Source organism: Alistipes sp. AM16-43 (assembly GCF_003435745.1).
Lineage (GTDB): Bacteria > Bacteroidota > Bacteroidia > Bacteroidales > Rikenellaceae > Alistipes > Alistipes onderdonkii.
This window is the reverse complement of the sequence record NZ_QTUQ01000008.1, coordinates 1-19,464: the sequence shown is the minus strand read 5'-3', so window position 1 is coordinate 19,464 and position 19,464 is coordinate 1. Positions and strand designations below refer to the sequence as shown.

Annotated in this window: 15 protein-coding genes; 5 read left to right on the top strand and 10 right to left on the bottom strand. The window is 61.9% G+C overall.

Going from position 1 to position 19,464, the window contains the following annotated elements:
• The first annotated feature begins 79 nt into the window (after positions 1 to 79).
• Positions 80 to 2,113, top strand: a complete 2,034-nt coding sequence (locus tag DW189_RS12350) for an alpha-amylase family glycosyl hydrolase (RefSeq protein ID WP_117508403.1) — start codon at positions 80 to 82, stop codon at positions 2,111 to 2,113.
• 394 nt (positions 2,114 to 2,507) lie between these two features.
• On the opposite strand, the gene DW189_RS12345 is transcribed toward DW189_RS12350, so the two are convergent.
• Genes DW189_RS12345 through DW189_RS12315 form a run of 7 tightly spaced genes read right to left on the bottom strand, consistent with a single transcriptional unit; the run spans position 2,508 to position 11,764 of the window.
• Positions 2,508 to 3,533, bottom strand: coding sequence for a Gfo/Idh/MocA family protein (locus DW189_RS12345; protein ID WP_117508402.1), 1,026 nt, complete (start codon positions 3,531 to 3,533; stop codon positions 2,508 to 2,510).
• Positions 3,534 to 3,537: 4 nt separating this feature from the next.
• Positions 3,538 to 4,845, bottom strand: coding sequence for an amidohydrolase (locus DW189_RS12340; protein WP_117508401.1), 1,308 nt, complete (start codon positions 4,843 to 4,845; stop codon positions 3,538 to 3,540).
• 1 nt (position 4,846) lies between these two features.
• A complete protein-coding gene (locus DW189_RS12335; RefSeq protein ID WP_055203106.1) occupies positions 4,847 to 5,329 on the bottom strand; it encodes a DUF1573 domain-containing protein in 483 nt (160 codons plus the stop codon).
• Between the two features lie 20 nt (positions 5,330 to 5,349).
• Entirely contained in the window at positions 5,350 to 6,039 is a 690-nt protein-coding gene (locus tag DW189_RS12330; RefSeq protein ID WP_055203108.1) for a TonB family protein, read from the bottom strand.
• 6 nt (positions 6,040 to 6,045) lie between these two features.
• The gene (locus tag DW189_RS12325; RefSeq protein ID WP_018696961.1) at positions 6,046 to 6,453 is read right to left on the bottom strand and encodes an ExbD/TolR family protein; all 408 of its coding nucleotides are present in this window, start codon (positions 6,451 to 6,453) and stop codon (positions 6,046 to 6,048) included.
• Positions 6,454 to 6,459: 6 nt separating this feature from the next.
• Positions 6,460 to 7,134 carry a MotA/TolQ/ExbB proton channel family protein gene (locus tag DW189_RS12320; protein WP_018696962.1) on the bottom strand — a complete coding sequence of 225 codons (675 nt, stop codon included), beginning with the start codon at positions 7,132 to 7,134 and terminating at the stop codon, positions 6,460 to 6,462.
• A gap of 49 nt (positions 7,135 to 7,183) precedes the next feature.
• Positions 7,184 to 11,764: a translocation/assembly module TamB domain-containing protein gene (locus DW189_RS12315; protein WP_117508400.1), complete on the bottom strand. Its 4,581-nt coding sequence runs from the start codon at positions 11,762 to 11,764 to the stop codon at positions 7,184 to 7,186.
• Positions 11,765 to 11,823: 59 nt separating this feature from the next.
• On the opposite strand from DW189_RS12315, the gene tsaD reads away from it, so the two are divergent.
• Positions 11,824 to 12,846, top strand: a complete 1,023-nt coding sequence (gene tsaD / locus DW189_RS12310; RefSeq protein WP_022333759.1) for a tRNA (adenosine(37)-N6)-threonylcarbamoyltransferase complex transferase subunit TsaD — start codon at positions 11,824 to 11,826, stop codon at positions 12,844 to 12,846.
• A gap of 13 nt (positions 12,847 to 12,859) precedes the next feature.
• On the top strand, positions 12,860 to 13,579 hold the full coding sequence (locus tag DW189_RS12305; protein WP_117508399.1) for a M15 family metallopeptidase: 720 nt from the start codon (positions 12,860 to 12,862) through the stop codon (positions 13,577 to 13,579).
• Between the two features lie 191 nt (positions 13,580 to 13,770).
• Here DW189_RS12305 and DW189_RS12300 read toward each other — a convergent pair whose 3' ends face one another.
• The 3 genes from DW189_RS12300 to DW189_RS12290 all read right to left on the bottom strand — a co-directional run bounded on the left by DW189_RS12300 (position 13,771) and on the right by DW189_RS12290 (position 17,193).
• Complete coding sequence (locus DW189_RS12300; RefSeq protein WP_117508398.1) at positions 13,771 to 14,865, bottom strand: NAD(P)H-dependent flavin oxidoreductase; 1,095 nt, start codon at positions 14,863 to 14,865, stop codon at positions 13,771 to 13,773.
• 174 nt (positions 14,866 to 15,039) lie between these two features.
• On the bottom strand, positions 15,040 to 16,797 hold the full coding sequence (gene terL, locus DW189_RS12295) for a phage terminase large subunit (RefSeq protein ID WP_232045525.1): 1,758 nt from the start codon (positions 16,795 to 16,797) through the stop codon (positions 15,040 to 15,042).
• 111 nt (positions 16,798 to 16,908) lie between these two features.
• Positions 16,909 to 17,193 carry a hypothetical protein gene (locus tag DW189_RS12290; protein WP_130065856.1) on the bottom strand — a complete coding sequence of 95 codons (285 nt, stop codon included), beginning with the start codon at positions 17,191 to 17,193 and terminating at the stop codon, positions 16,909 to 16,911.
• Positions 17,194 to 17,336: 143 nt separating this feature from the next.
• On the opposite strand from DW189_RS12290, the gene DW189_RS12285 reads away from it, so the two are divergent.
• Complete coding sequence (locus tag DW189_RS12285; protein ID WP_055203121.1) at positions 17,337 to 18,008, top strand: XRE family transcriptional regulator; 672 nt, start codon at positions 17,337 to 17,339, stop codon at positions 18,006 to 18,008.
• Positions 18,009 to 18,233: 225 nt separating this feature from the next.
• On the top strand, positions 18,234 to 19,169 hold the full coding sequence (locus DW189_RS12280) for an NYN domain-containing protein (protein ID WP_117508395.1): 936 nt from the start codon (positions 18,234 to 18,236) through the stop codon (positions 19,167 to 19,169).
• Positions 19,170 to 19,464: the final 295 nt, after the last annotated feature.

The following is a 19,464-nucleotide window of genomic DNA, read 5'->3' as shown; positions in this document are numbered from 1 at the left end:
TTTTTAATAAGGTGCTGTTTTTTAGTCTTGGACAAAGATAGAAAAAAAATTCATATATTTGTATAAAAGGAAAACCGCTATGGAAAAAACGACCCGCAGGCTCCCGATCGTAGAACGCGACGAGTGGCTGCTCCCCGCCGAGCAGGAGCTCAACCGCCGCTACGAACGGTATACGGACAAAATAAACGCGATCGAGCAGGCGGCAGGCTCGATCGTCGACTACGCCAACGGCTACCGTTATTTCGGCTGGCAGCGGGACGAGCTGCTCGACGGATGGTGGCTGCGCGAATGGCTGCCGGGCGCGCACGACGTCTACGTCTTCGGGGATTTCAACAACTGGCAGCGTACCGAGATACGTATGCAGCGCGACGCGCACGGCGTATGGAGCGCCTTCTTCCCGGAGGCGATGTACCGCGACCGGCTCCGCCACGGGTCGCTCTACAAGCTCCACGTCCACGGCGACAACGGCTGGAAAGACCGCATCCCGGCCTATGCCACGCGCGTGGTGCAGGACGAGGCGACGAAGAATTACACGGCCCAGTTCTGGGCGCCGGAGCCGTTCGACTGGCAGGGCGACGCGTTCGACGCCTCGAAGAACGGCAGCCTGCTGATCTACGAGGCCCATGTGGGCATGGCGCAGGAAAAGGAGGGTGTGGGCACCTACCGCGAATTCACGGAGAAAATACTACCTATAATAAAAAAGGACGGCTACAACGCCGTGCAGCTCATGGCCATCGCCGAGCACCCCTATTACGGGTCGTTCGGTTACCACGTGTCGAGTTTCTTCGCACCCGCATCGCGCTGCGGCACGCCCGAGGAGCTGAAGGAGCTGGTGCGCCGCGCCCATGAGCTGGGGCTGACGGTCATCATGGATCTGGTGCATGCCCACTATGTCCGCAACCTCAACGAAGGCATCGACGAACTGGACGGCACCGACCATCTGTACTCGCTGCCCGGCAAGGCCGGCTACCAGCCCTACTGGGACTCGAAGCTCTTCGACTACGGCAAGGACGAGGTACAGCATTTCCTGCTGTCGAACGTCAAGTACTGGCTCGACGAGTTCCATTTCGACGGCTACCGCTTCGACGGCGTGACGTCGATGATCTACCACCACCACGGCTATGTCGACTTCGACTGCCGCGAACACTTCTTCGACGAGGGGGTCAACCGCGACGCGCTGACCTACCTGACGCTCGCCAACCGCCTGGTGCACGACTTCCGGCCGGCGGCCATGACCATCGCCGAGGACGTGAGCGGAATGCCGGGCATGTGCATCCCCATCGCCGACGGCGGCATCGGGTTCGACTACCGGCTGGGGATGGCGATCCCCGACTTCTGGATCAAGGAGCTGAAGGAGGTGCCCGACGAGGAGTGGAACATATGGGAAATGTGGGACGTCATGACCAACCGCCTGCCCGAAGTGAAAACCGTGGCCTATGCCGAATCGCACGACCAGGCGCTGGTGGGCGACAAGACGCTGGCATTCCGGCTGATGGACAAGGAGATGTATTTCCACATGGACAAGGCGTCGGAGAATATCGTGATCGACCGCGGCATGGCGCTGCACAAGATGATCCGCCTGATGACCATCTCGACGGGCGGGCAGGCCTACCTCAACTTCATGGGCAACGAGTTCGGGCACCCCGAGTGGATCGACTTCCCGCGCGAAGGCAACGGCTGGAGCTACGCCCACGCCCGGCGGCAATGGTCGCTGGCGAAGAACGGGTTCCTGCGCTATTCGTGGCTGGGGGATTTCGACAAGGCGATGATAAAGCTGGTGAAGCGTTACAAGGTACTCGCGGACGGCTATGCCTGGAACCTCGCGATGGACGAGTGCAACAAGACGATGGTTTTCTCGCACGGCAACCTGCTGTTCGTGTTCAACTGGCACCCCACGGCCTCGATCCCCGACTACGAACTGCCCGTGCAGGCGCCGGGCAAGTATGTGCCCGTGCTCTCGACCGACGAAAAGCGCTTCGGAGGGCAGCAGCGGCAGGCGATGGACGCCGAGCATTTCTCGTTCCCGGCACGCGACGGCGACAACACCGAACGGCCCCATATCCGCATCTACAACACCTCGCGCACGGCGACGGTTTACCTGCGGAAGAAATAGCGGCGGGTGCGTCCTCCGCACCGACGAAAACCAGCCGGAGACGACAAACAGCAGGCCTGTCCCATGCGGGGACAGGCCTGCTGTTTTATCCTCGGGCAGGGACGACCCTCACCGGCCGGAAAGGGCAGGCTCCGGGTCACGCAACCGCGGTTGCCGGCAAAGAGGCGGGCTTTCGGGCCGCAACGCTCCCGGCCTGAGGCAGTTTGTCGGCCGGGAAAGGCGCATTCCGGGCAGGGCAACAGTGTTTGTCGGCCGGGAAAGGCGGGCTATGGGCAGGGCTGCAACGCTTGTCGGTCGCAAATGGCGGGCTTGGGACGCGCAACGGCGTTGGTCGGCCGGGAAAGGAGGCCGCCGGACGGGGAGAAAGGTTCCCGGACGGACAAGCGCTACACCTCTACGGCAACCTGTCGGCGGGATAGGACACGCCCAGCTGGCGGCGCACCTGGTCGATGATCTCCATCGTCACGAGGGAGTTTTCGTGGCTGTTGACGGTGGATTCTATCCGTCCCTGTTCGATGAGGTCGATGAACTCCGCGACCTCATAATAATAGGTATCCTTCTCCAGGGGGAGCCCGACGCTGTGGCGGACGGGGGCGTCGCCCCGCCCCGAAGCGGCCGCCGGGCGCGGAAGGTACGCCACGTCGCGGATGGTGTGGATGGCGTCCAGCAACAGGTTGCCCTCCTCGCCCTGGATCTCGGTCGGAAGCGATGAATTGGCGATCTTGGAGTAGAGCACCGTGGCATTCATCCCCTCGTAGCGGAAATTGACGACGCCCTGCCCGTCGGCACCCGAAGAGAGGACGATGCCCTGCGCTTCGACCTCCAGCGGACGCCCGAACAGCGCGACCATCGGATAGACGGTATAGACCCCGATGTCCATCATGGCGCCGTTCGACAGTTCGGGGTTAAAGGCGTTGAGCACGATCCCCTGCCGGAACTTGTCGTAGCGCGAGGAGTACTGGCAGAAGCTGGCGAAATAGCGGCGGATCGTCCCGAGCCGGGGCAGGTACTCCTGCACGACGCGGAAATTGGGGTTGAGCGTCGAGATCATGGCCTCCATGAGCGTGACGCCGCATTCGCGGGCGACGGCGACCATCTGCCGCGCCTCGCGGGCATTGGAGGCCAGGGGCTTCTCGCACAGCACGTGCTTGCCGTGGCGCATGCAGAGGATGCTCTGCGAAGCGTGCAGGAAATTGGGCGTGGCGATGTAAACGGCGTCGACGAGCGGGCTTGCCGCCATCTGCCCGAGCGAGGTGAAGGTGTGCGGGATGCCGTGCTTCGCAGCGAAGGCGTCAGCCCTCTCCTGCGAACGCGAACAGATCGCCACGGCCTCGAAGCGCGCGTCCTGCCGCGCCCCGGCCAGCACCCAGTCGGCGATGAACCCGGTGCCGACCATGCCGAATCGAATTTTCCCCGGCATTCCCTTATCTCCCGGTTATGCGTTCCACGGCCGCGGCGACGTCGGCGTACAGCTTCGGCAGGTCGACACCGGCCACACGGCGGTTTTCGACCACGATGCGGCCGTCGACCACCACCGTGTCGACATCCGACGCCTTGCCGCAATAGACCAGGTTCGAGACCAGGTCGTGGATCGGCTGCAAGTGGGGTTTCTGCAGGTCGACGACGATCAGGTCGGCCAGCGCCCCGGGGCGGATGACGCCCAGCTCACCCTCCGCATAACCCATGGCGCGGGCGCCGTTGACCGTAGCCAGCTTCAGCGCCTCGTAGGCCGGGAGTGCCACGGGATCGCCCGTGGCGGATTTTTGCAGGAAGGCCGCCGTGCGCAGCTCCTCGAACATGTCGAGGTCGTTGTTCGAGCAGGTGCCGTCGGTGCCGATGGTCACCAGCGCACCCGCGGCACGCATCTTCTCGACGGGAGCCACGCCGCTCGAAATTTTCATGTTGCTCTGCGGGTTGTGCGACACGGCCACGCCCCGCCGGGCCAGCGTGCGGATGTCGCTGTCGGTGACATGGATGCAGTGTGCGCCGATGGTCTTGTCGTCGAGCATACCCAGCGCATCGAGGTGCTCGACGGGTGTCGCGGCGTATTTTTCGCGCACGATACGCACCTCGTCCCGCGTCTCGGCGATATGGGTCATGAAATGCAGCCCCCATTTGCGGGCCAGCTCCTTGCCGCGCCGCAGGTTTTCGGGCGACACGGTATAAGGCGAATGGGGTGCGAGGGCAATCTGTATGCGGTCACAGTCAGCAGCCAGCGCAACGGCCTTCTCCGCCTCGGGCAGCACCTCGTCGACATTGTTGTCGAAATAGTTGCATCCCAGCATCGCGCGGATGCCCAGCCGCCGGGCGACCTCCACGCAGCGGTTCTCGTGGTAATACATGTCCACGAACGAGGTGATGCCGCCCAGGAGCATCTCGACGATGCCGAGCGTCATGCCCAGCGCCACGTCGTCGGCCGTCTGGCGCGCCTCGAAAGGCCATATATAGTCGTTGAGCCACTCCATCAGGGCGATGTCGTCGGCATAGCTGCGTTGCAACGTCATGGCCGCATGGCAATGCGTATTCACAAGGCCCGGCATCAGGAGCCGGCCCGTGCAGTCGATGACCCGCACGCCGGGACTGCAGGTGCGGAACGCGTCGGCTTCGGAGCCGGACGCAGTGACGAGCGCGATGCGGTTGCCCGCGACGCCCACAGCCCCCGTGAAGGTTCTGGGTTCGTCCCCGGCCGCCGTCATCGGCAGGATCGTTGCGTTGGTAAACAGGATGTCCATATTATTTGTATTTCACTTTCACTTTGTCGGTCTTTATCTTGCGCGGCGGGGTGTCGATCGAATTGCCCTGCACGGTGATGACATCGCGTCCGTCCACGGAGTTCGAATAGACCTGGATCACCTTGTTGAACACGCCCGGTTCGCTCTTGTGAGGTTCGTAGGTGATGCGGATCACGCCCTGTCCGCCGGGTGGTACGGGACGTTTGGGGAACGACGCCTTGAGGCACGAGCACGACGTGATGACGCGCGTCACCACGAGCGGCGCCGTGCCGTCGTTGGTAAAGGTAAATTCCCGCACCAGGTCGCCGCCCTTGCGGGGTACGTCGCCGAAATCGTGGCCGGCGACCTCCATGCGAAGGTGCGCCCCCCGCGCCTTCGCGTCTTGCTGCGCCCCGGCCGTTTCCGGGGCCGGGTTTTGCGCCGCCCCGGCATGTCCCGCCGTGAAGGCCAGGCACCCGAGGATTGTCAGTAATAAGGTTCGCATGTATACGCTCGTTTCAAAAATTACTCCATACGGAAAACATAAGTGATCGTCCCGCCCTGCAGCGTGGCGCGGCTCTCCGTGAAGCGGGCCTTCAGCGCCGCGCTCTTCGCCGCCCCGACAAGCTCGGCGGCATCGGTCGTCGAGCCTTTCGGTTCGTAGGAAGCGCCCGTCACCTTGCCCTTGGCGTCCACCGTAACGCGGATGACGACTTTCCCGCTCTTCGAACCGGGATACGAAGGTTTGGGCAGGTTGCCCACAAGGCCGCGTCCCTGAAGCCCCTGGTCGAGCTGGTCGAGCCCGTCGGGGTTCAGCCCCGGGCCGTCGCCGCTCGCCTTGTCCTCGCCCTGAGGCGCGCGGGGGTTGCCCGCATTGTCGGGTTCGTCGGCGCCACCCTTGTTCATCTTGAACAGCGCTTTGGGGTTGGGCGTCTGCGTCGTCTCGTCCTTGCCCGCCACCTGCGCGGTCTGTTCCACGGGGGCGGCCTTGTCATGCACGCGGGGCTCGGTAGCCGCCTTCACGGGCGGCTTGGGGCGCTCGGGGACAGGTGGTTCGGTGAAATCGACCAGGATCGTATCGCCGGGTTTGTCGTGGATCTTCCGGAAATCGAACGAGACCAATGCGAACGAAGCAGCGATCAGCAGCACATAGGCTGCCGCCGCGATCGCCGCCCACCTGCGGGGCGACTTGCCGTTCGGGTCGTAATAGTACATAGGCCTTTATTCCGGCGATGTCGCCGCAATGAGTTTATATCCGTTGTTCTTGGCGACGTTCATCACCTTGATGATCTCGTCCCATGCCACCGTCTTATCGGCATGCAGCGATACGGTGGGTTCCTTCTGACCGTCGAGGCGCGACTTGAGCGCCCGTTCCACGCCCTCGACCGAACCCACGTCCTGCAATTCGACATAGTAGCGGTACTTGCCGTGCCCCGTATCCTGGATCGACACCGTGGTCACCGCCTTGTCTTTGAGCATGTTCGAGCTCTTGGGAAGCATCAGCTTCAGGGCATTGGGGTTGATCAGCGTCGTAGCGATCAGCAGGAACAGCAGCAGCAGGAACATCAGGTCGGTCATCGACGATGCCGAGAAGGATTTATCGACTTTCGATCCGTGTTTAATTGCCATAGCGCGTTATTTTTGAACGGGTTGATTCAGGATGTCCATGAAGGCGATCGAGTTGGCCTCCATCTGGAAGACCAGCTTCTCGATGCGTGCAACGAGGTAGTTGTAGCCGAAATAGGCCGGGATGCCGACGATAAGACCGCCGACCGTGGTGACCATCGCCACGTACATGCCGCTGGCCAGCAGGCTCAGGTCGACCGTGCCGCCCGCAGCCGCCATGTCCATGAAGGTCTGCACCATCCCGAGCACCGTACCGAGGAAACCGATCATCGGGGCGCCGCCGGCGATCGTCGCCAGAAAGGGAAGGCCGTTTTCGAGCTTCGAGACTTCGAGGTTGGCGACATTCTCGATGGCGGTCTGCACGTCGCTCATCGGGCGGCCGATGCGCTCAATACCCTTCTCGATCATGCGGGCAATCGGCGTGTCGGTCTTCTTGCACAGGTTCACGGCCGTATGGATCTTGCCGTCGGAAATGTAGTCGCGGATGCGGTTCATGAAATTCATGTCCAGCACCGACGCCTTGCGGATGGCCATGAAGCGCTCGACGAAGATGAAGATCGTCACGCCGCCCAGCGCCAGCAGCGGCCACATCAGCCAGCCGCCCATCGAAAACAGTTTCCAAAGTCCCATGCGGGTTTCTTCACTGGTGGCCACCGCCTCGGCGGCCTGCAAAAATGTCATCATAGTTTAAAGAAAAATTGTTATTGTTTGATTCGAGTTCTTTTTCTGCCGTTCAGTTGTTTTCGTCCTTCTTATCCATAACGGGCCGCAGGGCCGAAAGCGTATCCGCCGGCTGCCGCAGCCGCTCCTTTTCCTCGCGGGCGGCCTGCCGCCGGGCTTCGCGCCGCGCCTTGCGTTTCTTGTTGGTGAAACGCTCCCTGATACGCCTCCGCAGATCCCGGAAATTATTGAAATCCTCCTTGAAATAAATACCGATGCCGGTCTCCTGCAGACCCTGGTTCTCGTCGAAACGGTCGATGGTCTGCGTGAAGGCCTTGGCCTTGAGCGTCCCGGCTCGGTCGATCAGGTAGGTGATGTACGCCTCGCCCATGAAGTTGGACATCGAACTGTTCACAGCCTGCTTGTTGTCGATCAGGTAGTTGCCCTCGACCTCGACGAACAGGCGGTTGTTGATCAGGCTCTTCGAAAGGCCGAAGTCCACTTCGTCGCTGGTCAGTTCCGATTTGGGACGGTAGCGGATGACGATGTTGTAGTCGTCGTTCGAGAGCAGGTTGCTCACCATGTTCGACACGAATTCCAGACCCGTGGCGGCCGAGACCGAGGTGCCGATGTTCGACGACGACGAGCTGTTCTCGCCCATGAAGCTGTTGAACAGCAACAGGTAGGCGAACTGCGTATCGACCGTCTCAGGCGTGGTGAGGGCATTGGCGATCACGGTCTGCGTCTCGGGGTCGGTGCCGGGGACATGCACGTCGAAGGTGACGGCCGGGTTGGAAAGCCGCTCGCCGAGGTGGATGACGCACTCCACGGGCACCGAACGGTCAGCCGCGAGGTTGTCGGACGTACCCTGCAACAGGGGCTGCAACGACGCCTTGAGCTTGTAGATGGCGTTGATGTTGAGCATGGCATCCATCGGCGAGCCCGTCCACTGGATTGTGGAGCCATCCTCGATGACGAACTTCTTGTTGATGATGTTCTGCAGCGAGAAGAGGAAGCTCCCCTCGGTGATGGTATAGTCGCCGTACATCTCGAAGACGTTGGAACGGGGGTTGATCTGCAGGTTGAGCGTACCGTCGCCGCGCGCCCGGAGCGTGTTGCCCGAGACGGTGAGTTCGACCTCGACGCCCGGCCGCACGTTCAGCGCCAGCGAGATATCCATCCGGCTGCCGGCATCGGACTTCTGCTGCCGCTTGCGTTCGAACATCATCTTCTTGCGGGCGAGGTTGTCGACCGTATCGACCCTGGCCGGTTCTCTGAAGGTCACGAAGTCGGCGCTCGATATATTGGACTTGTTGGACAGCGGCATGAAGAACGACGAACGGTCGTCGGTCGTGGCGGCGATATCCATCTTCACGAGCCCCTTGTCGCCCGAAATGCGGGCGGAGCCCGTGGCGTAGACCTTGCCGTAGAAAGAGTCGTTGTCCTGCGGGGTGGTGTTGAGCACCATCATCTGCCGGGGTGCGACGCGTACGTCGTAGGCGATGTTCGAGAGGTGTTGCAGGCTCAGGTCGATGTCGAAGCGCCCCTCGTTGCCCTCGGGGTCGAATATCGGGACGTTCGAAGCCCGGAAGCGGTTGCCCCTGACGTTCAGCACCGCCCGGGGCATGGTGTAGGGCACCTGCGTGAAATCGACGCACGTCGACAGTCCCGTGACGCGGATTTCGCCCGCGAGGTCGGCTTCGCGGCGCTGCCCCTGGAGCACCAGCTCGGCGGAGGCGTGCCCCCGGGTATCGGAAATGACGCCCGTGAGGATCGGGTCGAGCAGCCCCATGTCGAGGCTGTCGACGTCCAGGCGGGCATAGTAGCGCACCTGCGACGGGACGTAGAACCCCCGCACCAGCGTATCGCGCTTATGGCGGTCGGTGACGGTAACGCCCGCACGGTTGCGCAGGAAATCCCAGCGCGAGGTGAGGCGCAGCGGCGGCGCGGGTATGTCGTTGACCTGAAGGCTGTCGAGCAGGATGTCGGCCGTGATCTCGCCCGCATGGAGCGCTGATTTCATCGTCGCGGAGCCGTTGGTGCGCCCCTCGAAGACGTAGCCCATGCGTTCGATGACCTGCGTGAAGGGCGCGAGGTCGAAATTGCGCAGGCGAAGCGTCACCGAATCCTCGCGGCTGCGCGAAGCGATACCGTCCAGCAGAAGTTCCTGCTCGCGGTTCATCACGAAGAACTTGTCGATCACGACCTGCGCCGTGTCAAGCTGTATCTTGTGGGCGAAGATCTGCCAGGTCTTCGAGCCGCGGGTGATGTGCGACGGCAGGATGCGCAGGTCGACGACGCGGCCGTTGGGCCCGTGCTCGTCGACTACGTCAGCCCGGACGCCCACCAGTCCGGATACCTTGCGCAGCGTATCGTTGAAGCCTGCCGAGAGCTGCACGCGCCCCTGCTTGGCGCCGCCCGTGAGCGAAAGCCCCGGCAGGTGGAGCATACCCGCATAGAGGTCTTCGGCCGAAGCGTAGACCGTGAGCGAGTCGCCCCGGTTCGAAGCGTTGACGTTGAGCCGCGTGGCCAGCATACGCTTGCGTTCGATATATTCCGAAGTCGCCTTGAGCGAAAGCTGGTCGCTCGCGGGGTTGAAAAGCAATTGCAGCGACGAGCCGTCGGCGACCTGCAGGCCGGGCGAGATGGCATCTGCGATCGGGTCGATATGGCGGATGTCGACCGAGAGGAGCGAAAAGTCGTTGGCCACGGCCATCCCAGATGCGCGGGGCCCCGACTCCTCGTCGCCGTGCCGCAACAGGGGGAGGTATTTCCAGGCACTCGCACGCAGGTAGCGGAAGACCTCGCGGTAGCTGGTCTTGCTGCGGAACGTGGCGTCGGCGAAGTCCGAGCGCAGTTCGACCAACTTGCTCCGGGCCGAGTTCTCGCCCGTGACGGTCATGCTCTTCGACGTGAGCTGCTTGTCGTTATAGCGGTAGAGGACGTCGGTGACCCGGATGCGGCCGTTCAGGTCGTCGAGCGAGCGGCCGCCGGCCTTGGCGACGATATGCGCCGAAAGTTCCGAGACCGAGTCGCGGCGGTTGACATGCAGCCGGGCCAGGTCGGCACGGCGCAGATCCATCGTAAAGTCGTAACGGGGCACCGAGTCGTTGAAGTCGACCATGCCGAGGAAATCGAAATCGAGGTTGGGGTCGCGTGCCGTGATACGGCCGTCGAACTCGCGGTTGCGCAGCCGCCCGTCGAGGCGCAGCGAATCGTAGACATAGCCGTTGAAGCCCAGCTGCGTGACGTTGCCCACGACATTGGCGTCGGTGAAACCACGCCCGACGACGCCATCGACGAAGGCCGTAAGCGTGGCGTTGCCCAGCAGGTCGCGGCGGCCGAGCAGTTCGCCCAGCCTGAGGTTGCGCGCGGCCACATCGCCCTTGACGCTGCTGCGCCCGTCGCGCAAGGGGCTCATCTGCAGGTTACAGTCGATGCCGCCCACGTCGGTCTTGGCACCCACCCGCATGTCGAACGACGAGAGCAGCCCGCGGAAACGGGCGTTGACGTCGATGTCGCCCGAATTCCCGAGGATCGCGACCAGCTTGTCGGAGAGCGCACGGCCGCCGATGCCGGCAGCCAGGGCGTCGATGGATTCGGCCGTGGAGGTCAGGCGCGGGATCGTCAGGTCGAAATGCGTCGCGCGGATGTCGGGCAGCCCCTTGATCGCGGCGTCGGCCGTGAACCACGTCCCCTGGCCCACCTGTAGGCTCCTGACCTTGCCCGTGAAGTCGGAGACGACGCCCGCGACCTCGATGTCGATATTGCTGAAAACGGTATGCCACCCGCGGAGCCGCGGGGCGAAATAGGCGATGTCGTCCGTGGAGACGGTGCTGTTGCGCAGCTTGCCGTCGATGCGCACCTCGCCCAGGAAATCCTTGTAGCCGGCCCACGAATCGCCGACGAGCGAAATGTAGGGGATGTCGACGTTCGAACGGGGCGTGACGACGGAGGTATCCTCGAAGCCCAGCGCACCGTTCGTGAGGTAGAAACGTCCCGAGAACCGGTCGAGCACGAAGCCGCTGCGCTCACGGGCCGACATGGCCTCGATGGTGGTGTAGATCGACTGCCCGTCGATGGTGAAGTCGCCGACACGCGCCGAGATGCCGTAGAGGTGCATGTGGCTGAAGTCGATGCCGAATTCGGGGTCGCGCCGCGTGAGCCGCTCCAGGCAGAGATCCATGCCTTCGATGGAAGCCTTGCGCAGCGACAGGCGGAAATTGCCCTTCCGGGGCTTGTCGGGGTCGCTGATGCGGTTGACGATCTGCTTGATGTTCATCTCCCCCTCGGGGGTCTCGCGCAGGTAGAGCTTCGCCCCACCGATCTCGCCGCGGCTGAGTACTACCCCGCCGCCGAAAATGCCCAGCCCCGTGATGTAGGCGTCGAGGCTGCCGACGTAGAGCAGCGTGTCGCGCTGGTAATCCTCGACGTAGAAACCCTTGACCTTGACCTTGCTGAAAAGCCCGATGTCCACGCGGTCGATGCTCACGGTGGTTTCGAGCTTCCTGGACACCATGCGCACGGCTTTCTGTACCACGTAGTTCTGCACGGCGGGAATATCGAGCAGCAACGAAAGCACCATGGGCAGAATTATCAGCAACAAAACCGCTACCGAGAACACCTTTCCCAATATTTTTATACCTTTGCGCATTGATAGGTCGTTATAACCTGCAAATTTAACTAAAATAGTTAAAAAAAACGAAAAACCGGATGGATATTACAATTCTCGGCATCGAATCCTCGTGCGACGATACGTCGGCTGCCGTGATCCGCAACAACCTGCTGCTGTCGAACGTGATCGCCTCCCAGGCCGTGCACATAAAATACGGCGGCGTGATCCCCGAACTGGCTTCGCGGGCGCACCAGCAGAACATCATACCGGTGGTCGACACGGCACTCCGAGAGGCCGGGCTCACCGTCGGGGAGATCGATGCCATCGCCTTCACGCGCGGCCCCGGGCTGCTGGGTTCGCTGCTCGTCGGGGTATCGTTCGCCAAGGGGCTCTCGGTGGCGCACGACATCCCGATGGTCGAGGTCAACCACCTGCAGGGGCATATCCTCTCGCACTTCATCGACCTGCCCGACCGCGAACTGCCCCATCCCGGCTTCCCGTTCCTCTGCCTGCTGGTCAGCGGCGGGCATACGCAGATCGTACGCGTGGATTCGCCGCTCGATATGGAGATCATCGGCACGACGATCGACGACGCCGCAGGCGAAGCGTTCGACAAATGCGCCAAAGTCATGGGCCTGCCCTACCCCGGCGGCCCGGTGATCGACCGCCTGGCAAAGGAGGGCAACCCCAAGGCGTTCCGCCTGGCACACCCCCATGTCGACGGCTACGACTATTCGTTCTCGGGGCTCAAGACCTCGTTCCTCTATATGCTGCGCGACGCCGTGGCCGGCGACCCCGATTTCATCGAGCGCAACAAGGCCGACCTCTGCGCGTCGCTCCAGAGCACGATCGTGGAGATCCTGCTCGACAAACTGGTACGGGCGTCGAAGGACACGGGCATCCGCGACATCGCCATCGCCGGGGGCGTATCGGCCAACTCGGGACTGCGCAACGGCATCGTCGAGCAGGGCCTCAAGCGCGGCTGGCGCACGTTCCTGCCGGAATTCAAGTTCACGACCGACAACGCCGCGATGATCGCCATGGCAGGCTACTACCACTACCAGCACGGCGACTTCTCGTCGCTCGACGTGTCGCCCGTGGCACGGCTCGAAGAGCTGTAATGCGGCCGGGAAGATGAAACGGCTCGCGGCATTCGTGCTGCTCCTGGCGGGGATCGGCAGTGCATACGCCGGCGACGGCGATGCGGAGCGGCTTCGCGCATGGCGCGCCGGGGAAAAGGTCTCGGAAGAAGCGGTGGCGGAATACGGCATCGACCGCTGTTTCGCCAGTTCGGAGATCGGCGACGCACTCTCCGCGCGCATGTACGGCAAATCCTACAAGCCGGACTGCACCGTCCCCCGCTCGGAGCTCCGCTACCTGCGGGTGCTGCACCGCAACCTCGCAGGCGAAACCCTGCTGGGCGAGCTGGTCTGCAACGAAGCGATCTGCGGCGACCTGCTCGATATTTTCCGGGTGCTTTACGACACCTCCTACCCCATCGAACGCATGGTGCTGATCGACGAATACGACGCGCAGGACGGCCCTTCGATGCGGGGCAACAACTCTTCGGCATTCAACTTCCGGTTCGTCGCAGGAACCGGGGTGCTCTCCAGCCACAGCCAGGGCATGGCCGTCGACATCAACCCGCTCTACAACCCCTATGTCAAAACGAACGGCGGCCGCACGGTCGTCGACCCCGCGGAAGCAGCCCCTTATGCCGACCGGACACGGGATTTCCCTTACAAGATCGCCGAGGACGACCCCTGCTGCCGGGAGTTCCTGCGCCACGGATTCACCTGGGGCGGCCACTGGAAAAGCCTGAAGGACTACCAGCATTTCGAGAAAAAGCAATAGCCGCCCGGAAGCCTCAGCACTGCGCAGGGAGGCCACCGCGGTTATTTCGGGAGGGCAACGATCGATTCGGGAGCGCTCCCGGGTATTCCGGGACAGCATCCGGCCAGTTCGGGACAACACAAAGGCTCCCGACCTTTCGAGGTCGGGAGCCTTTTTTCCTCCGGGCATCCCCGGATTTTCCGGAGACCGGATTATTTTACGCCGAAGAGTTTTCCCTTCAGCGAAAAATTGTCGTACTCGGCTTTGAGCGAAGCCATCAGGTCGCGCACCGACTGGATCTTTTCGGCCCGCCATGCGTTGGCGCCGCAGAAGGCATAGCCGTTCTGCAATTTTCCCTTGAAGGCGTTGTAGAGCGCCAGCATGATGCAGTAAGGGCTGTGCGTCACGTCGCACGTCTTGATGCAGTCGAACGGGCAGTTCTTGGGGCGTTTCAACCCCTCCTTCACCCGGTCGAGGAACGAGCTGTGGATGGCCCGCCCCGGCATACCCACGGGGCTCTTGATGATCTCGATATCCTGCTGCGTGGCATCGAGGTAGCTCTGCTTGAACGCCGGGTCGGCGTCGCACTCCTCGGTCGTGACGAAGCGGGTGCCCATCTGCACACCCTCGGCGCCCAGCGACATGATGCGGTAGATGTCCTCGCCGGTGTAGATGCCGCCGGCCGCGATGACGGGGATATGGCAGCCGTGCTCGGCCTCGAACGCATGTACTTCGGCGACGATTTCGGGAACGATGCTCTCGAGCGCATAGTGCTCGTCGACAAGCTGCTCCTCCTTATAGCCGAGGTGGCCGCCCGCCTTGGGGCCTTCGACCACGATGGCGTCGGGAATGTACTTATATTCTGCAAACCATTTCTGGCACAGCAGTTTCGCGGCGCGCGCCGACGATACGATGGGTGCCAGTTTGGTTTTGGCTCCTTCGGTAAGGAACGACGGCAGGTTGAGCGGCAGCCCTGCGCCCGAGAAGATGATGTCCGCCTTCTCGGCGATGGCGGTTCTGACCATGTCGGCGAAATTGGACATGGCGACCATGACGTTCACGCCGACGATGCCTTTCGTGGCCTCGCGGGCCTTTTTCAGTTCCTGTTTCAGACCCCAGATCGAGGCCGTACGGTAATCTTTCGAATAGTCTTTGTAAATCACTCCCAGGCCGGCCGACGAAATGACGCCGATGCCGCCCTGGTCGGCGACGGCCGAAGCCAGCCCTGCGAGCGATATGCCTACGCCCATACCGCCCTGCACGATGGGGACGGGAGCGAGCAAATTTCCGATTTTCAGTGCTTTCATTTTGTTGTGGATTAGTGCAAACCTAATTAACCGCACCAAAGGTACGAAAAACAAAACGGAACACACCATATCCCATACGAATTAATTGTTAATTCTCTGCCGGGCGGCGCCGGAACCGTCGGGAAGGCACGGGCGGAGGATGCAGCGCCCCGTCATGCCGCCGGGGAGCGGGAATTACAGGAACCGGACACCTCTCACCCGGGCGCGGTTGCGGCCGGGGGCTTCGCGCTCGACGATACCGGTCACCACGTCGGCGGCATCGTGCCAGCGGTTGGCGCGGAACCGGCGGCGGTAGGTCGTCAGGTGGGCGTATAGCTCCGGCCAGCGCAGGTTCCAGCCCCGGGGAAAGCGCACGAGGTGCAGCGCCGTGGCCGAATTGGAGAGGATGCGCGCCTCCTTGTTGGCGCCCTGGTGGAACCATTCGATGCGCACGGAGGGTGCCAAAGCCTGCAGCGAGCGTGCAAAACCGCGGCCGCCGTTATTGCTTTCGACGGCCGCCTGCCGCGTATCGGAGCGCAGGAGCATTCCCGCCACGAGCGGCTCGGTGACCTCCATCGGTTCGCGCGAATAGACGGCATCGGTAATGTAGACTACCCCGTCGGCATCGACTGCATACGAGAGCGAACAGAGGTAGTCGTCGCCCGTATCGGCCGTATCGGTATAGTTGGCGCGGCGGACGATCTCGTGCGGCAGCTGGTCGTACTCGGCGAAGTTCAGCCCGTAGAGCAAACCCTCGCGGGACGAGGGATGCCCCTGGTACATACTTTCGAATTGCAGCGGGTCGAGCCGCCGTTTGGCTTCGAGCAACGCACGCCCCTGCTGCCCTTCCCACAACGCCTCGCCAGGGACACGGGGGTCGACCTCGGTAGGCGGCGAGGTTTTCAGCGCCTCGAAATTCAGATGCAGCCACGTGTCGGGGGACAGCCCGTCGAGCTGCGCCCAGCGGGTGAATTCGACGACGGGTTCACGCGCGGCGAGCGTGCCGATAAGGTCTTCTTCGTGCCAACGAGTGAAGACGATCAGTTCGCGCGAGGCGTTGTGCATGCGCGTCCGCACGACCGAGGTATACCACTCCCAGCAATTGGCGCGGACGATGGGCGAATTGGCTTCGAGGGCATCCTTGTAGAGGTCGTCGAGGATGAAGCAGTCGACTCGGTTACCCGTGAGCGCCCCTTCGCGCCCGACGGAGAGCAGCCCGCCGCGGCGGCCGATGACCTCCACTTCGTCGGCCGTACGGATATAACCGGGCGGCTTCGCCCCCTGTTTGATGGTCGTGGCGGGAAAAAGCGCGGCATATTCGCGCGATTCGATGATACGTTGCACGCGGCGGTTGAATTTCGAAGCCAGCGCCCCGGAATAGGAGGCGATCGCAACGCGCAGGTCGGGATCAAGCCCCAGCACATAGGCCGGAAGCAGTGTCGTCGCGCCGACGCTCTTGCCGTGCTGGGGAGGCATGGTGACGATCAGACGCCGGATGCGCCCGGCGGCAAAGGACTCCAGCACACGATAATACGCCCGGTGGAAGGGTTGCAGCTCGAGGAAGGGATAGACCGCCAGCGCGAATGCGCCCAGCGAAGGGGGCACACCCGCGACGGAGGGAAGAGCCCCGGACGGCCCGGCTCCATCCGTGCAGACCGCCCCGTACCCGGGCACGGCGGGCCGGCCGGCAATGGCACCTTGGGCGGGGGAAACAGGCCGGACGGACACAGCTGGAAGGCCGGGTGTGACGGGCTGACCGGAGGCGACGGAAATATCGCCGGGAACGGACTGATCGCAGGGAACCGATTGGGCGCAGGGAACGGAAGATCCCGAGGGATCGGGCTGGCCGGGCGCGGCGCGAAGGCCGGGGAAATCGGGATCGAGGATGGCGGCAGGTACGAAAACCTCTGCGGAAGGAATTTCCGCAGAGGCCGGGTCGGTTTTAACAGACATTGGTTTGATTTTTGAACCCTATGCGCGGCGCCGCGGCGGGAGGTTCGGAAGAAAATGCCGTTCCGGCGGCTGCGCCGGGCCCGGAGGGATGGCCGGAACGGATGAAGCGGATTACACGCAGCGCTTCAGCTCGGAGAAGTCGAAGTCGTTGAGCACTTCGCCCCCGGCTTGCGTGGTGTGGAATTCCCACCAGACGGGCACGAGATCCGTAACGGGGTGCTGCACCCCTTCGGGCAGCGAAAGGCGGCCGCGGTAGACGATGACCGACGCCGTGAGGCGGCAGTCCGTATCGCCGAAGCGGAACGCGAGCGAACCCGAAAAATAGTTCCCGCCGTCGATGGCGTCCGACAACCGTGCCGCCGCCTCATGGTAAAGTTCAGGTGAAACCGAATACATAATTGATAATTAGCAAGATTTTTGCAAATAAATTTGCAGGTAGAAATAAATTGTTTAACTTTGCAGGACAAAGATAAGTTCAAATATTGAATTCCCAAATAAAACATTCAATTTTTTAATATAAAATTTTCCGATTAAAAGTTATGAACGAACGGGTAAAACTGATACGGAAACAGTTGGGGATGACGCAAGAACAACTGGCACAGCGGCTTGGCATCGGCAAGGCGGCGCTCTCGATGATCGAGACCGGCAAGGCGGGGCTCTCGGCACGCAACCGGAACATCCTGGTTCAGGAATTGAACGTAAATCCCGAATGGCTCGAAAGCGGCAAGGGCAACATGTTCAACGCCGAACCCGACCTGACAGCTTACATGCACCGCACGGACAATTCGCTGCCGTTGCAGAGCGTGCCCCTCTACTCGATCGAGGGCACGGCGGGACTGGTACCGCTGTTCGCCGACCAGGCGCAGGCCAAACCCGTGAATTTCATCCACATTCCCAACCTGCCCAAATGCGACGGCGCCATATATATCGTAGGGGATTCGATGTACCCGCTGCTCAAAAGCGGCGACATCGTACTATACAAACAGCTGGGCGACATCAACGATATCTTCTGGGGCGACATGTATCTGCTGTCGATCGACATCGACGGCGAGGAGTACGTGACGGTGAAATACATTCAGAAATCCGACCGCGAGGGGTATGTGAAACTCGTGAGCCAGAACCCGCACCACGCAGACAAGGACGTGGCGATCAACCGCATAAGGGCAATCGCGCTGGTCAAGGCCAGCATCAGGATGAACTCGATCCGGTAGCGGCCCGGACGGGGCGCCCGTATGCCCGTATCTCCCGGGAAACGATCCCGGCGGCAGCGCCCCGATGTCCGCCGCAAACCCGCTGCCGGACATTGTACTGCAAAAACGGCACAGCAGAAGCGGGAAGGGCGGAACCCGCAGCCGGGAACCTGCCGCAAAAGAAGATGAACCGGCACCCTGATTCCGAAAAAATTTCCTATCTTTCGGAAAATAAAACCGCCTGACATGGAACTATCCGATAAAAAATTCGCGGTGCTGATCGACGCCGACAACATCTCGCACCGGAAAATCAAGGACATACTCGACGAAATCGCCAACTACGGCACACCGACGATCAAGCGTATCTACGGCGATTTCACCGACCCGAAGTTCGCGGCATGGAAAAGCGTGCTGCTCGAGAATTCGATCACCCCGATCCAGCAATACGCCTACACGACAGGCAAGAACGCGACGGATTCGGCGCTGATAATCGACGCGATGGACATCCTGCACAAAGAGTCGGTCAACGGATTCTGCATCGTGTCGAGCGACAGCGACTACACCCGCCTGGCGAGCCGTATCCGCGAATCGGGACGGGAAGTACTCGGTTTCGGGGAGAAGAAGACCCCCAAGCCGTTCATCAAATCGTGCGACAAATTCATCTATGTCGAGATACTCGGGCAGTCCGCACCCGCCCCGGCTCCGGTATCGGCACCGGCACAAACAGCGGCAGCTGTGCCGGCAGCAAAAGCTGCGACGCCGAAAAAAACCGCGAAAAAACATCAGGGGCGCAATGCACCCGAAACAGACATGCCGGAAGCAGCCGTCGCGGAACACGTTGCTGCGGAGGCAGCCCCCGCAGAACCCGCCGCTGCGGAGAAAAAGGTAGCCCCGGCTCCGGATACGGCACAGCCCCAGCCGATCATCCGTCCGATCGACGACGATTTCAAGACACTGCTCGCAAACACGATCGAAGACGCCGCCGACGACAGCGGCTGGGCCTTCCTCGGAATCGTGGGCGGGGTACTCACCAAGAAGATGCCGGATTTCGACCCCCGCAATTACGGGTACAAAAAACTGTCGCTGCTGGTAAAATCCCTTTCGAAAATAGTCGAAATCGAAGAGCGCCCGTCGGAAAATAAGGAGCTGAAACTCGTTTACGTCCGAAACCGTATCCGGTAGACGTCCAAGCCTGCCCGCCCCGGCAACCGAACCACGCAGGGATCACGGGCGCCCATGCAAAATACGCCGGACAGGCACCCCCGCAAGATTTTCCGGGCCACTATCCCTGCAGGATTCCCCGGGTCAACATCCCTGCAGGATTCCCCGACCGGATGCGGCATAACAAGCACGTTACGGCAACGAGGCCGCTGCAACGCAATTTTGCAGCGGCCTTTCGTATAACTCCCAATGCGGGTTGCGTATGTCCCGTCCTGAAAAAGGTTTACAGTGATTGATAATTAAAGATAAACATTTT